Source organism: Vibrio sp. Isolate24, from assembly GCF_022398215.1.
Lineage (GTDB): Bacteria > Pseudomonadota > Gammaproteobacteria > Enterobacterales > Vibrionaceae > Vibrio > Vibrio coralliilyticus_A.
On sequence record NZ_JAKEUU010000005.1, the window covers coordinates 18,097 to 33,297 of the forward strand.

14 protein-coding genes are annotated in these 15,201 nt (G+C 42.4%); 7 read left to right on the plus strand and 7 right to left on the minus strand.

Annotated elements, in window-relative coordinates; all coding sequences use genetic code 11:
* Positions 1-23 precede the first annotated feature (23 nt).
* On the minus strand, positions 24-929 hold the full coding sequence (locus L1D23_RS17570; protein WP_239869063.1) for a LysR family transcriptional regulator: 906 nt from the start codon (positions 927-929) through the stop codon (positions 24-26).
* An 83-nt stretch (positions 930-1,012) separates the two neighbouring features.
* On the opposite strand from L1D23_RS17570, the gene L1D23_RS17575 reads away from it, so the two are divergent.
* On the plus strand, positions 1,013-1,249 hold the full coding sequence (locus L1D23_RS17575; protein ID WP_239869065.1) for a DUF2798 domain-containing protein: 237 nt from the start codon (positions 1,013-1,015) through the stop codon (positions 1,247-1,249).
* Between the two features lie 57 nt (positions 1,250-1,306).
* Here the strand turns inward: L1D23_RS17575 and L1D23_RS17580 are convergent, their stop codons facing one another.
* The 4 genes from L1D23_RS17580 to L1D23_RS17595 form a co-directional block, all read right to left on the minus strand.
* Positions 1,307-2,536, minus strand: coding sequence for a lysozyme inhibitor LprI family protein (locus L1D23_RS17580; protein ID WP_239869068.1), 1,230 nt, complete (start codon positions 2,534-2,536; stop codon positions 1,307-1,309).
* A 139-nt stretch (positions 2,537-2,675) separates the two neighbouring features.
* On the minus strand, positions 2,676-3,392 hold the full coding sequence (locus tag L1D23_RS17585) for a YebC/PmpR family DNA-binding transcriptional regulator (RefSeq protein ID WP_008074122.1): 717 nt from the start codon (positions 3,390-3,392) through the stop codon (positions 2,676-2,678).
* An 88-nt stretch (positions 3,393-3,480) separates the two neighbouring features.
* On the minus strand, positions 3,481-3,690 hold the full coding sequence (locus L1D23_RS17590; protein ID WP_239869078.1) for a DUF3283 family protein: 210 nt from the start codon (positions 3,688-3,690) through the stop codon (positions 3,481-3,483).
* Positions 3,691-3,852: 162 nt separating this feature from the next.
* Complete coding sequence (locus L1D23_RS17595; RefSeq protein WP_239869087.1) at positions 3,853-4,050, minus strand: hypothetical protein; 198 nt, start codon at positions 4,048-4,050, stop codon at positions 3,853-3,855.
* Positions 4,051-4,490: 440 nt separating this feature from the next.
* On the opposite strand from L1D23_RS17595, the gene L1D23_RS17600 reads away from it, so the two are divergent.
* Positions 4,491-4,967 (plus strand): transcriptional regulator, encoded by a 477-nt coding sequence (locus tag L1D23_RS17600; protein WP_239869089.1) that lies wholly within the window; start codon positions 4,491-4,493, stop codon positions 4,965-4,967.
* Positions 4,968-5,025: 58 nt separating this feature from the next.
* Here the strand turns inward: L1D23_RS17600 and L1D23_RS17605 are convergent, their stop codons facing one another.
* Together L1D23_RS17605 and L1D23_RS17610 are read right to left on the minus strand one after the other, a co-directional pair.
* Positions 5,026-5,952 (minus strand): phosphatidylinositol-specific phospholipase C/glycerophosphodiester phosphodiesterase family protein, encoded by a 927-nt coding sequence (locus L1D23_RS17605; RefSeq protein WP_239869092.1) that lies wholly within the window; start codon positions 5,950-5,952, stop codon positions 5,026-5,028.
* Between the two features lie 584 nt (positions 5,953-6,536).
* Complete coding sequence (locus L1D23_RS17610; protein ID WP_239869094.1) at positions 6,537-8,507, minus strand: replication initiator protein RctB domain-containing protein; 1,971 nt, start codon at positions 8,505-8,507, stop codon at positions 6,537-6,539.
* Positions 8,508-9,766: 1,259 nt separating this feature from the next.
* Here L1D23_RS17610 and L1D23_RS17615 point away from each other — a divergent pair.
* The 5 genes from L1D23_RS17615 (at position 9,767) to L1D23_RS17635 (ending at position 15,155) form a co-directional block, all read left to right on the plus strand.
* Positions 9,767-10,984, plus strand: coding sequence for a ParA family protein (locus L1D23_RS17615; protein WP_239869096.1), 1,218 nt, complete (start codon positions 9,767-9,769; stop codon positions 10,982-10,984).
* Positions 10,985-10,991: 7 nt separating this feature from the next.
* On the plus strand, positions 10,992-11,963 hold the full coding sequence (locus L1D23_RS17620; protein WP_239869098.1) for a ParB/RepB/Spo0J family partition protein: 972 nt from the start codon (positions 10,992-10,994) through the stop codon (positions 11,961-11,963).
* A gap of 105 nt (positions 11,964-12,068) precedes the next feature.
* Complete coding sequence (locus L1D23_RS17625; protein WP_239869110.1) at positions 12,069-14,063, plus strand: GNAT family N-acetyltransferase; 1,995 nt, start codon at positions 12,069-12,071, stop codon at positions 14,061-14,063.
* Between the two features lie 446 nt (positions 14,064-14,509).
* Positions 14,510-14,803, plus strand: coding sequence for an STAS domain-containing protein (locus tag L1D23_RS17630; protein ID WP_239869116.1), 294 nt, complete (start codon positions 14,510-14,512; stop codon positions 14,801-14,803).
* Positions 14,796-15,155: a response regulator gene (locus L1D23_RS17635; RefSeq protein ID WP_239869118.1), complete on the plus strand. Its 360-nt coding sequence runs from the start codon at positions 14,796-14,798 to the stop codon at positions 15,153-15,155. The genes L1D23_RS17630 and L1D23_RS17635 overlap by 8 nt, the downstream gene beginning before the upstream one ends.
* Positions 15,156-15,201 lie beyond the last annotated feature (46 nt).

Genomic DNA, 15,201 nt, shown 5'->3' on the forward strand with positions numbered 1-15,201 from the left:
CTTCAATTTCAATTGAGGTGACTTTACAGTGTAAAATCCGTTGGCTCTTGCATCTTCTCTACGCCAGCCATTAAACGCTCTACCAACAAACTCAGCGCTTTAGGCTGATAGCGCCTTTGCTTATAAACCAAGTAGGCTTGTCTAACACTGCGTTGATACTGAGGCAGAACCCGTACAATATTCATTTCTTTATGAACATGCCTGAACGGCAAAGAAGCTACTCCAAGTCCTTTTTCAACCGCACCGCACACCGCCAGAATATCGTTAACAATCAACTTAGGTTTCACGCTCATCACATCGATTAAGCGGTCTTGGTCGTAAACCGAGATATCCAATGCGTGATCCACACTGATCCAATCCAGTTTGCTGAGTTGTTGTAAATCTTCCACATTACCCACTTTTTCTATGTATTCGGGGCTAGCAAAGAAAGCATGTCGTGCTTTAAACAAAGGTCTGGCAATCATGTCGTTCATATCTGCCAAATCGAAGGTAATCAGTAAATCTCTATCTGTTTGTGGTACCGCTTGCTCTTGACTAAGGACTAAATCGAGCGAAACCAGTGGATAATCAACCAAAAACTGTTCAACGACATCACCGACAAAAGCACGATAAAAGTTATGTGGTATCGCGAGTTTTATCTTACCTGAGACTTGTTGAGTATCAGAGACAATTTGTCCAAAGCCAGACTCAATAGACTCCATACCACTCTGCAACAACTCAAACGCCTGTAAGCCACTTTGCGTAGCAACTAGCTCCCTGCCTTTCTTCTCAAGCAATCGAATATTCAGACGTTGCTCTAAGGCTGAAAGCCGGCGGGACATGGTGGAAACCGGCAGCTGAAGCTTCCTAGAAGCAGCAAGCAAAGAGCCTTCTTCGACAACACAACAAAACAGATAGAGATCATCAACATTTCCAAATATGGAATCCATACTTCTAAACCTGCTTATTTTTTTCACTTATGGATAGTTATATCCTTTAAAGCATCAAAACAACAACAACAAGAGGAGAATTTATGAGCCGCAAACATTTTTGGATTTCCACCCTACTTTCGTCTTTGACCATGGCCATCATTATGTCGGGATTAATTTCTGGCTATAAACTGGGGTTTAGTAACGAGTGGCCAGCAATTTGGCTAGATAGCTTTCTTCTGGCATGGCCAGCAGCGCTAACACTTAACTTGACGGTCTTACCGCAAATTAGAAAGTTGTCTAACTGGTTAGCTGGCGCAAACGCTGTCTCGCAGGCTTAAAGCGTTTTAAAAAGCAAAAAGGTGACCTCACGTCCCCTTTCATTTTTATTGGTGCCATTATGGCGTGATAATACCTTGCAACTCTTGCTCTCTTTTAGCCGTTATCCAGTTGAGGCATTGCTCTTTTAACCTTGGCTCGACTGACGCAATCAGGCGACATGTCGCATCGCGATGTTTAATCCACTGCCTTTGCACTTCTCTTACATCATCAGCTTGTGGTTTTAGCACCGCATAGTCTTCAGCTGGCAGTTTAAGCGCACTCATGAGCTTTTTGTATGACGCATTTAATTGGCTGTCTGTTTCACTGAGCGGCGTGGAAACTGCCTCTATATCGCCTTGAATGGCTTTATCTAGCATTGAAAGGTAAAGATCCTTCTGCGATTGAATCGAGTCTATAATCCAAGCAGTACGCCCCGTACCACCATGCATTTCTTCTTGCTGCGCTTTGAGCGTGACATAATCTTCCATCTCTTTATAGGCGAGATTCAACAGAGCTAGGCTCTCCCCAGGCAGTTTTTCAGTTAACGCTGAAAGCTCACTTTGGCGACGTTTCTCCTGCTCTACGGCATCCCTATCAGCGCAATACCCTGCCCCCGCGCCACTGGTCACGTAATGACAAAGGTTAAAAGGCACCACTTGATCATTTTTCCAATGTTTATAGTAATCGGTCACCGCGAATGAGAGCTCTGCAGGCACATCACCACCACGCGTGATCAACCAAAACACCAGCTCTGGATCGGGCTTACCAAACTTTCCTCCCTCTTTTGAAGCTTGCTCAGCTAACTCCCATACATCGTAGAAGGGCCAATCTCCGTCTTCATCCTCTACCTGAAAAGTTTTAAAGAACGTATCAGGGTCACGCTCAGGGACTTCAGCAGCGTAAGTCAGTACTTGCACCTTTTCTTGTTCGCCATAGAGGGACAAACGAGGATTTTTCTGTTTGGCTTTATAGTAAGTCTCTAATGCGCTTTTAGGGTCAGACATTCTAATACTACCAGCGCGGAAAAAGACCTTATCTAGATAGTATTTTAGTGCCTCTTGGTGACCATGCGCCGCGGCTTGCTGCAAATGATAGACACTCTCTTCATCTGGTAAAACGTATTGGTAAGCAAGTCTAAAGTGCGCTTCTGCACTGCCCTGCTCAGCCGCCTGAATAAACAAAGTCTGCGCTTGTTTTTTATCGCCTGCTTCATAGAGCTGCTGCGCTTTCGTCACGAGCTCCAGCTCGGTTGAAGCAGCGGAAAAAGCCAAGCTACAACCTAATACAATCGGAATAAATTTGGTCATTATTGATCCATCAATAACAAAGTGAGCAGAATGAATGCTCTTTCGAGTTTGGTATCAACCATATTTAGGACGATACACGAAAACAAAAAAAGGGATCGAATCGATCCCTTTTTGATTTATCTAATTTTCAGCGCTGCGATTACAACTCAGCGTTGTGGTAAACCTGCTGAACGTCATCACAATCATCAAGAAGGTCTAAGAACTTCTGGAATTTCTCTGCATCTTCACCCGCAACAGGCGTGTGAGTTTGAGGTACGAAAGTGATCTCTTCTACATCAAGAGTCAGGTCTGGGAAGGCACCGTTTAGCGCAGTCTTAGTTTTGAAGAACTCAGTGTGAGGAGCGAAAACCGTAATCACGCCATCTTCAAGTTCAACGTCAGTCACGTCTACGTCTTCCATCATCAGCGTTTCTAGAATGATTTCATCATCGTCGCCTTTGAACTGGAATACTGCTTGGTGATCAAACATGTGTGAAACAGAACCTTCAACACCAATTTTCGCCCCTGTTTTAACGAAGCACTGGCGCACATCTTGGAAAGTACGGTTACCGTTGTCAGTTAGACAATCAACGATGACGCTTGTGCCACCAGGACCAAAGCCTTCGTAGCGCGCAGGAACGTAGTCTTCACCGCCACCACCATTTGCTTTATCGATCGCTTTGTCGATAACGTGTGCAGGAACTTGGTCTTTTTTCGCTTTTGCGATCAGGTGCTTAAGAGACAAGTTCATGTCTGGGTCTGCACCACCATTTTTCGCGCACATGTAAATTTCTTTACCGTATTTGGAATAAACTTTAATTTTTGCGCCCGCTGTTTTCGCCATAGAGGCTTTGCGCACTTCAAAACTTCTTCCCATCGGGATGTTCTCTCTAATTCAATTAAACGCGAAGGATTTTAGCAAAAAACGAGACCATTTCAATTTCTCGCTTTGCTGAGAAAAAGGGTCAGGCGACGCCCATTACTCGTTTGTATTTGGCTACAGATTCAAGAAATGCAGTTCGCTCTTCTTCATTTTGGATCTTGTTTGCCTGCTGATCTATCTCATCAGGACCTGCTTTTGCTTCACGCATTTTCCAAACTAAGAAAGACGCTTGCTTATCAAGCTCAATTTTATTTTTCTCATTGGCAGGGAGTGTCGATAGGTTAATAGACATACAAGGGTTCTGTATCTGTAAAAATATGGGGAGAAAATATAACACACTCGTAAGTTAAATGGGCACTCAAAGCACACACAGTGACTTAATTGAGATCAAAAAAAGAAAAATTAAGGGTGGCTATTTGAGCCACCCTTAAGTCAATTATTACTGTTATCACGACTAGTGTAATATGCCTAGATCCTTCGCTTCCTCAATAGTTAAGCCACTTTCGCGAATCTCTCTTAATGCTTCAATACGACGACGAGCTTCCGCTGACTTAACGCTTTTGGTTGGCTTTTGTGACTCAACTTCTTCCGTGAAATCCCACTTGTCTGTGATTTTAGTCATTTCATCATGGTCAATAGAATTAATGGACATTGTAACCTCCGAACAAACCATGCTAGGGACAGCTAATCTGTAGCAAAAGCTGACTGCCCTTGTTAAGAATTTTAGCTTCATAATGTGATTACGCTAATAGTTCGTACACAGTTAGTGTTTTTTGTATAAATAAGCTTTGCGCATAGCTAACTGGCGAAGTACATTTAAGGGATTACCCCTAAGAATTTTAAGGCGATCAAGCTCTCATTTTTACTGGGTAAACAATCGCTCTATCTTGATACTCATTAACTACAATTACTCCTCAAACATGTTTATCAAGCCACGACTTCAGCCCACCCAATAACACATTCTTCTGCCCTGCTACTTGGTTAATAACTCAACCATGAACCACACTATTGTCTAGAGGTTGATCTGCTCTGCGAGAAAATTGCAATCGAAAAGGTAGATCAAATAAGTTGAAGCACTTGAGCGAGGGCGACATGAATCAATTAGATACGTGGGTGAAGCAAATGGGACTCTGGTATCAATCTCGAAAGCATGATCAAGGAGAGCTTCTCGAGTCATTGATCCTATCACCACCAGAGCAAATTTGGGGACCACGCATCACACAACAACAAAGTAAAGCTATTGCGTGCTGGTTTGATGGTTGCTTGCGTATCTTTGAGCACGAGCGGTACACCTGCCCTAACAAGGCCTACCAATTCTTACAACTTGCCTACAGTAAGCTACAAAAAGTGGTTACTAACTCGACCAGTGAGCTGGTATTGAAACATTGGTGTATGATGCAAATGCAACACCTAACAGTAATAGGTTTGGAGTTTTGTCGCCAACAGACTCATAGCCGTTGGCTAGAGACATCACATCAATGGGTAGATGCTCATGTGCAGTTTATGGCGGCACAAAGTTGGAATGAGTCACGGAACAATGATCAAGGTTCATCCACACTATGCCATTGAACGCTCATAATATGGCAGCGAGTAACGCTGCCATAATCTCCCTACTACGTCATTTTTACTAATCCATCGGCTGCCAATCAGGATGATCTAGCCAATTCAACCCCGGCATATCTGGGTGTGGATCATTAACCAATAACCAATCATGAAGGGTCTGCAATAGGTCAGTGTTGATGTAGTCCACATTAGCTTTGGTTAGTTCACCCCATATTGTGTCGCGTGTTTCGGCATCGTCCTCAGGTGTCGCCCAAAAGCGAATCTTCTGCTTATTTGCATGAGCTGTTGTGATGATTCTCTCCAGTTCCGCAAGGGCCTCTTCTGGCCATTCCCCTGTCCCATCAAAATTACCAAATTGTTCTTGATCAAAATGATCAAAATTATTACTAATCAGCGGCATAAGAGTTGGAGAATACCCTTTATCAAGATCGCTTAAACGCCCATCGACAAACGAGTAACGAGTTTGCTGCTGCTGCATCAACTCTATTGGGCGGTTACCAGAAATGATCGCAGTAACAGGGCCTTGATATACTTTACCGTTTTCGTAGCGACTAAACACATCAGGATATTGCTTAAGGACCTTTTCTACCGCCTGCCAAGTGAAAGCAGCTTGTGTTTTGATGTCGATCAGAAGAACAGCCGTATAGTCCCAGCCATCATACATTTGCAGTTGGTTATTTCTGACATGGTTAACAATCGGTTGGACATAAAGCTCATCAAATTTCCATTCATTGACCAAATCGTCTTCATCATGAGCAATGAGAACCTCCTCATAACCAGCCTTATAGTAAACATCCGCCTCAAAACTACCAAAGCCCAACTCGGCTGCACCATGAAAAGGCTCTTCTCGATAGTAGTCATTATGAGAATGGGAGCGAACGGTCTCAGTAATTTCTGTCTCTATTTCACTGTCTGTTTCATCACATGCACTCAATACTAAACAACTGAGTGCAATAAGTACTATGCGTACCAATCTGGCAAAATCCATCATATTTTTCTTAATATCCAATAAGTAAATTGAAACACTGCACACGTAGTGCGGGGATATCATTGAAGTAAGAAATGACATTTCCATTAACAAAAAATGAACGAGAGCTAATTAATATTTATGAGGAAATAGATGGAATAAGGATCTGATTTAAATAATAAAGTTACATTTACAATACGAATCTTTTAGGGAGAGAAACTGTTGTTTTTTGTCATTAGAACTACAGAAATGAAAGATCCTTGATTGACGGAACAATGATCAAGAGCCCCCCTTGATCATGCTTTCAATACTTGAAGAAATTTAGACAAAAAAAAGCGAGTTCAAAAGAACTCGCAAACAATTCAGAATGAATGTAACAATATGAGCCAATCTATCAGGGATAATCCAAATCCCTTATTCATCAGAAAGGACAAAAGGTTGTCTATTCGGGATAAATAATATCCAACTCCCCGGTGAGCAATGTCAGTTCACTGTCAGGGGAATGTAGTAGGTTTGTCTATTCACACTAGGTATGTAACACAGAGAAATAATATCAAAAAGCCAGCAAGCACATGCTGGCAATTCATTATGTGTACGAGTATCTAGGGTTATACCGCCACTTCATCAAGTACTCTAAACACACCTTCATCAAGGTGCCCTTCATGAACTTGTTTACACACTTTGCGTCTCACTGCGAGACCAGCAATTAGACGTTCAATGGATAAGTGTTTATTTTCACTCTGCCCGTTGTAAAGTTCAATCAACTTGCTTAGTGTCTCGTACGGAATGATTTCGTCTCCTACACGAAGGAAATCAAGCTTCTCTATGAGCTCCTGACACTCTTCCTGAATCGAGTTGTGTGAATGCCCTGTCATCGCAGCCAAAGCCATTATAGAGCGTTCTAGGGCCTCTGGAGAGGTATACTTGGATAAGGTAATGGTGATTTCGTCTGCATTGATCTCGACTAAATGCTTACGGATTTTAACTCTACGTCCCAATTTTCCTTTTGGAGAACGTTCTTTACGCTGGATGGGTTCGAACTCGCCATCAATAATCTGCGACATTTCATCTAACTGCTGCTTAGTGACCATTTCATTACGCAGTGGGTTAGGCAACGTAGGGGCCATATTACGTTTACCTGCGTTAGTCGTGCGAGCACGTGAGTAACGAAGCACTTCTTCAGCATCACACTTGATGTCAAACTGGTAGTCTTTGATCTTACCGCCTTCTACGATCGTGGAGATCGTTAGGTGATAACCCCATAGATTGACCTTAAACAGATCGTCCGTGCCCTCCCCTTCCGATAACTTTTTCAATTCGCGGATCAAATCCATCGAGAATCGGCGCCATTCAATATTACGCGCTAACTTCTGATTGAGTGTGCTAAGCAACATCACGTCGGTATGACGACGAGACATGCGGCTTCGGAAATAGCTATAGAGCTGGAACACTAAAGTGTGCTGTTTCAAGATTTCTGGAGGGAAAAGGAAGAAATAGTCACGAGTCAACAACTCTTCGTAGAAAGAAGGTTCCCATACCAATATATATAAGTTGGGTTTAATACGAATTTCGCCGTCAGCCCCCTCTGTCGGTGCTTCTTCCGATGCCGTGATAGTGCGGGCCAAAAAGCGAAAACGATCACTCTTGAAACCCTCTGGCATATTTTCACTCAACCAACGGCCTGTCAGCTCATGTAATTGAAAGTCGGTAAATTCGATTCGATCAATGCTGTCACGGATCGAATCACGAGCCGGTCCACTGTCTTTCTTACCCCGTAAAGACAAGATATCAGTAATGTACAGTGGGGTTTTATTAGGGGTTTGTTTTGCGTCCAGCTGGTACTGATGTTGGTGATGATCATGATATTGAACTGTCAAAGTGAATAGCGCAAACAGCGTCATAAGATCATCGACGGTCATGATGTTCTTCGAAGAACGTGTTTCGATCACAGCTTTGGTGCCAGAGATCAAAACCATACTCTTTTGATATTGTTTACGAGTACGTGGAGGCGCTAAAGCTTGATCAATAATACCCGCCCAGTTAGTTGGTGAAACCACAAACTGGTCTGCTTCATCTTTCATCGCTGGTGGTGTATTTAGGCCATGCTCATTCAATAACCGTTTATTGACGTGTGTCTGTGCCAGAGCTTTAGATCGTTTTTGTTTCTCGCTTTGCTTTACCGACTCTGTCATCAAGCTGGTGGCTCCAAGAACAGAGATCAACTGATTTGGGTTTACAAAGCGGTGCAACATGGTTTTCCCGGCGAGGCCTTCTTCAAAACGGACCGGAATTTGCTGAAAGAGGCCAATATTTACAGCTGCACGCAAACGCTGTTGAATGGCGGCTCGAGTCAGTTGACCATCTGTCGCCTCAATCAGTTCTGTAGTAGATACTAAACCATCTTTACTACTAAAACCTTGTAATGAAATTAGATTCAAAAGCTCAACGATGCTTTTAGTCACGCCTTTGAAATGCTGATATTGCTCGATCCAATTTACGGCGGCTTCGGACACTTCAAACATATGTCCATCTTTATGACTCCTAGGAGCTTTGATCAATACTTTTTCTTCTGAGCTCATTTATTATGATCCGTGTCACGTTAGCCGTAATATTGCTATGGTTCCGAAAGGATAAAGAAAAAAGCCTTATAAATAAAGAGAAAACTTGTTGTTTTGAATAACTGATCTTTCTGATTTAAATGATCTTTATTGATTATATGATCTAATGATCTGAACCAAGTTTTCATTGCAAGCTCATGTTATTAATGAACTTTTTTTATCCACATCTGAAAGCATGATCATGATATGTACGAAAGTATGATCATAAAAAAGAGGAAAGCATGATCAGATACTTACAGAACTATGATCATTAGTCTAGCGAATGCATGATCATTACTACGTCTGAAGCATGATCATCATAGACTCACACTTTATCCACAGTGAAAAGCGATTTGCTGTAAGTAATGAGCCCTGTTTAGTGTGTATTTTTGGTTTTAACAACGAAACGATGATCAAGATGTAGGAAGAAAATGACCGAATACGATTAAACTTGTTGGTTTATTCATCAATTTGAAATCCATTTGACATCTTTCCTTTCCACTGGCATTACTTTGATTGATTAGCCTATCGAACGAAAGCATGATCATGTAGGAACACCAGCTTAGAATATTATGACTTTTGTCCCTCGATTTGTACTCTTGATTTGCTTTATTGACTCAATGCCTTAGTTGGTCTGCATTCTTCCGTAATTTCTCTCCTTTTTTACATGCTTCCGAAGCATAGAATCACTTGATCATTGATCCGAGTAAGGATCTTTTGAAAGTGAGAGCTTCAAACTTTTAAAGAAGCACTATTTTTCCTTGATCATGCTTCTTTGAAGATGGTTTCCCCCTGAAAGCATGATCAAAGTAAACGCCTTGATCATCGTTTCGATTCCTAGCGTATTTCTTAGCAAAAGTTACTTCCAAGCTTTCCGATTAAGGTCAGTCCTATTGTATGTAAGATAGGCGCTGAATTAAGGGCTCACGAATTGAAATGACACAGACCGTAAATTATGGGCAGATATCAATCGTTCCGAGTCAATTTCTTATTTCTTGGAGACATCTCCTTTACATTGTAAATAAGTGATGTTGTAACACTTTAAATCTAATTTATTTTAGAGGGTGACATGCGCAAAATTAGCAAGACGAATAATGATGAATTAATTGCAAATTCATTTAATTGATAAAAAATTCTCTTATTAATGTGATTGCCGTCTGTGAATGTACGTTCACCTTTTTGTTGTTTTTGGCTTGTTATGCTGTACAATTGGTTTCAGTCACTAATAATGGAACTTGGCAATGAAAAGAGAACAGACAATTGAAAGTCTCATTCAACTGGCTGAGCAAACTGCTCAGGTTCAGGCCGATCGAATTGAGATTGTTTTAGAAGAGCGCAGCGATGAGCATTTCCCGCCAATGTCGAAAGCTTTGATGGAGACTCGTTCTGGTCTGACTCGTCGTAAGTTGGATGATGCGATTAGTAAACTTGAAGAAGGGGGTCACCAGTTTACTAAGAATAATGCAAACCACTATTCGATCTCACTGCAAGAAGCTCATATGCTAATGGATGCTGCTGGAGTTGCAAAGTTCCATGAGCGCAAGAAGAATAATGACAATAAACCATGGATTATCAATGTTCAAAACCAAAAAGGGGGAACAGGAAAATCCATGACTGCGGTACATTTAGCCGCTTGTTTAGCATTAAATCTTGATAAACGTTACCGTATTTGTTTGATTGACTTGGATCCTCAAGGCTCTCTGCGTTTATTCCTTAATCCACAAATCAGTCTGACTGACCACGATAACATTTATTCAGCTGTAGATGTTATGCTCGACAACGTGCCTGAAGGTGTGAAAGTCGACAAAGAGTTTCTACATAAAAATGTCTTGTTACCAACTCAATACCCAAACCTGAAAACAGTATCGGCATTCCCTGAAGATGCAATGTTTAATGCTGAGGCTTGGCAGAACTTATCGCAAAATCAATCACTTGATATCGTAAAGCTACTAAAAGAGAAGCTCATCGACCAAATTGCTGATGATTTCGATATCATCATGATTGATACTGGTCCACACGTTGATCCATTGGTGTGGAATGCGATGTATGCTTCGAATGCGCTGCTGATCCCATGTGCGGCGAAACGCTTAGACTGGGCATCAACGGTTAACTTCTTCCAGCATTTGCCGACAGTGTATGAGATGTTCCCAGACGATTGGCAGGGGCTTGAGTTTGTTCGCTTGATGCCTACTATGTTTGAAGATGACAACAAGAAGCAGGTCGCTGTATTGACGGAAATGAACTATTTGTTGGGTGATCAGGTGACAATGGCCACGATTCCGCGTAGCCGTGCATTTGAAACCTGTGCTGATACCTATAGCACTGTTTTTGATTTGACGACAGGTGATTTTGAAGGTGGTAAAAAGACATTAGCCACAGCGCAAGATGCGGTACAAAAGAGTGCTTTAGAGCTTGAGCGTGTCCTTCATAGCAACTGGTCATCACTCAATCAGGGGTAATTAGACTATGGCAATTAAGACTTCAGATTTAAACGCAAGACTGTTTGGTAAAACGAACAAGCGCCATGTGGCGACCCCGCAGGAAGCACTGAAAGCAGCGAAAGAGCAGGCTCAGGTGATTGAATTGTCCGTTGCGGGCGAAGAGATGGTGACCTTTGAGCTATTGCGTATTCCCGCTAGCCAAGTTGCTGATGAAACCGTAGTATTTGCTGAAAACGCACGCGAACAGTCGTTCTTGAATGAACATGCTCTATCGGATGTTCTTGCTACGCTAAAAGAGCGTGGGCAGCAGTATCCAGCAGTGGGTCGCAAACGTGAAGATGGCAAGATCGAAGTGCTCGATGGTAGTCGTCGTCGCATGTCTTGTATTCTAGCTGAAAAAGACTTCCTGATTTACGTTGCCGAAAACATCAATAGCGGTCATGCCAAGTTCCTGTCAGATGTTGCAAACGCGCATAAGCCCCTATCTCTGTACGAAAAAGGTAAAGAGATGAAAGCGAAACTGGAAAGTGGTGAAGCTGAAGATCAGAAAGCTTTGGCGAAGATGTTCCAATGCAGCGAAGCTTTGGTCAGCGGAGCATTGAAAGCGGCGGATTTGCCTTTAACTCTGCTTCAGGCCTACCCCAATGTCGCAGACTTAGGTCGTCCTACCATCGTGAAGTTACATAAACAATTTAACGCGCTGAGTGATGAAAATCGAGCTAAGCTTCTGGATAAATGCCAGTCAACTGACGGTTTTGTTTGGCAACGCAGCCAAGCTCAAGGCGTGGCACGCATCACCAAAGATGTGTCTGAAACGATCGAACAATGGATTGAAGAGTTTTCTCCAAGTAAACGTTCGACAACCCGTAAGGTTGAGCTGATCAAGGGAAGAGTCAGTTATAGTCGTAAAGGGGCTGATTTAGCGCTCAATCTAAAGAAAGTGGACGACGCCACTATGCAGGAAATTCTTGACTTTGTTTCGTCTAAGTTGAAGTAATCAGAATCAGTAGATGAAAGCCGCGATGAGCGGCTTTTTTTCTATCTCTCATTTATCGCTCTGAATTGTTATAATTCGCTTATATCCCGAAATCTGACACCGGTCATGCACAATTATTTCTCTCAGTTGGTTCACTCTGCTAGTCAGGCAAATCATAGGTTTGGCGTCGTACTTAATGGTGACTTGCCATGGCAAGACAATGCCTTGTCCATCATTAAAGACTTGTACGCTAACTCGAGTATTTTTCAGCTTGGCGGAGAAAGTTGTGATGACAATATCTATAGTGTTCCTTACAAGCATGGTCAGCGTTTACTTGGTCAAGAATGTTCGTTGTTGATTTGCGATTTCTCTTCTGGCTTTGATGCTAATTCTTTTAGTGCAGCACTAGGCTGCGTCAAAGGTGGAGGTATAGTTGTGATTTTGCCTTCGACCTCCAACCCTTTATCGCTATCCATGCAATGGTTAAGTGTCGCATTGAGGCGTCTAATTAATATCGATCAAACTCGGCCATTACCTCCACCTCCTTTAGTTGATAGTTTTGACGCAGAGCCTTTTTCTCAGCAAAAACTTGCTGTGGAGAAGATTCGTAAAGTGGTAGAAGGCCATCGTAAACGACCTTTGGTCATGACTGCTGACCGAGGAAGAGGGAAGAGTAGTGCGTTGGGGATTGCAGCTGCTGAACTGATGCAATCCCGTGATATTCGTATCTTGGTCACGGCACCAAGCTTGGCTACTGTCGCGCCTGTATTTGAACATGCTCGGCGTTTGTTACCTGATGCGTTGCACAAAAAAGGCCTGGTTCGCTTTAATGCCGCTTCACTCGAATTCATCGCTCCTGATGAGCTACTCAGACAGGGGCCAGAGTGTGATTTCCTCTTAGTCGATGAAGCATCGGCAATTCCCATTCCTATGTTGCAGAAGATGGTTGAGCGCCATCATCGCTGCGTATTTTCGACGACAGTTCATGGTTATGAGGGCTGTGGTCGAGGTTTCACGCTCAAGTTTCAGCATTGGCTAAAGCAGAAAAGAGCTGGTTCAGTGTTTTACCATCTAGAACAGCCTATTCGTTGGAATGCGAATGACCCTTTGGAAAGCTGGCTGTTTGACACTTTTCTCCTCAATACGGAAATCGCGCCAGTTAATGTTGCCTCGACAGCGCGCATAATGCTCCGAAAGCTCGATAAAAAGCAACTCCTAAATAACTCTGATTTGTTGCGTACTTGTTTTGCCTTGTTAGTTAACGCGCACTATCAAACATCGCCTAATGATTTAATGCTGTTATTGGAAGATGATTCCATTGCACTTTTTGCTGCGTTTAGTCATCAGGATTGCCTTGGCTGCATACTCACCATTACTGAAGGGGGATTAGAGCAATCATTGATTGACTCCATTCAACAAGGCGTTCGTCGACCTAAAGGGCATCTCGTGCCTGTTATGTTGGCCGCACAACTTGGCTTGAGTGATGCTGCTCGGCAGATGAGTTTACGTATTATGCGTATAGCGACTCACCCAAATTACCAGGGCCAAGGGATTGGCTCCGCTATGTTGGAGCAGTTGTCTCTGCACTGTGATAAGGCATTTATCTCCACCAGCTTTGGTGCGACTAAAGAGTTACTTCATTTTTGGCGCAAGAATGGCTTCTCTCCAGTCAGGCTTGGTGTTCAGCGTGATCAAGCGAGTGGATGCCATTCTGTGCTTATGATAAAGGGCAGTCCTGATTGGATGGAAAGTGCAGAGCGTCATTTTGAGCTTTCGATACCTTACCTACTAGGCAATGTGTTCAATGACATTGAAACTGACATTGTACGTAATCTATTGCGTAAAGAAGATGCTTCCGTTGAGATTGGTGAGTTTTTTACTCTAATTCGTCGTTACTGTGAAGGTGGAGTTGGGTACGAGAGCGTTGCCTCTTTTATCGCCTCATGGCTATTATCTTCCCCAGCCGCGCTACAAAATAGTTCAGATTTGATGATTCGTAAATTGATACAGCAACGTAGTTGGCAAATGTGCTGTGAAGAGTTTGAGTTGAGTGGTAGAAAGCAAACGGAACTCCAGTTAAGAGCCGATATTCAATCGTTGCTTGATTCAACCTTAGTGTAGTGTGCGATAATTTACACTGTAAAAATAATTGATGTCACCTTCCTGCTTGCCGTGATTAATCATCTTATTCATTCATCCTCTTATTATTCCTTTTTGAGGTTTTTGTGTTCATAAAGCTGAAACCTCTTCGCTATGAATGTGCTATTTACAGTGTAAACATTCGATACTTGAGTTCAGTTAATGATGACAAACTTAAATAATGCTTTTGATTTGCATAAAAAATGCTATTGACCTGAAAAAAGTATGGAAATTTTTTTGGGTGAGTATTTCAGCTTTAAGTGTTTAAAAAACAAAGTATTGAAATTTTATCAAATGATGAAGATATGATTTTGGATTCATAAAATGTCAGGGTTTGTTTGCTAAATATCTATTCCTTCCTACACTCAAAATTAAGCGAAAAGCTTCCATAACGGCTAGGAAACTATAAGAAAAGTGTAGGTTGAAACATGGAATGTTTACTTCCTGAGTCTCTAGACATTTCGACGGTACTAGATGCTACGACTCAATATCAAGAATGGCTTGCCACTCATGAGGCTATCCATCTCGGCGCAGATAACGTTGCCAGAGTGGATGCCGCTGGCATACAGCTCCTCTCTTCTCTTTTTATTTCCGCAAAGAAGAATCAACGAACGATCCAATTGCTAAAACCGAGCGATGTCCTTCTCGAGGGAATTGAGACGCTAGGTTTGCAAGAGGTGTTTGAGTTAAACCTAAAGTCGGAGAGTAATCCAAATGACTAAGATTCTTGCAGTAGATGATTCGGTCTCCATTCGTCAGATGGTGAGTCACACATTACGTGATGCTGGCTACGATGTGGAAACCGCGAATGATGGACGAGAAGCACTAAACAAGGTTGCCAGTAATAAGTTTGATGTGGTGATTTCGGATGTCAATATGCCCATTATGGGGGGCTTTGAGCTGGTCAAAGCATTAAGAGATAAACCACAGTACAAATTTACTCCCATTTTAATGCTTACGACAGAAACCAGCACTGAGAAAAAACAGCAAGGAAAATTAGTCGGTGCAACGGGTTGGCTGGTCAAGCCGTTTAATCCTGAAACATTACTTAAAACGCTAAAACGCGTTATTTAAGACACAAATAAAACAATAATTCACTTACAACGTCGTCTGGCAGGAA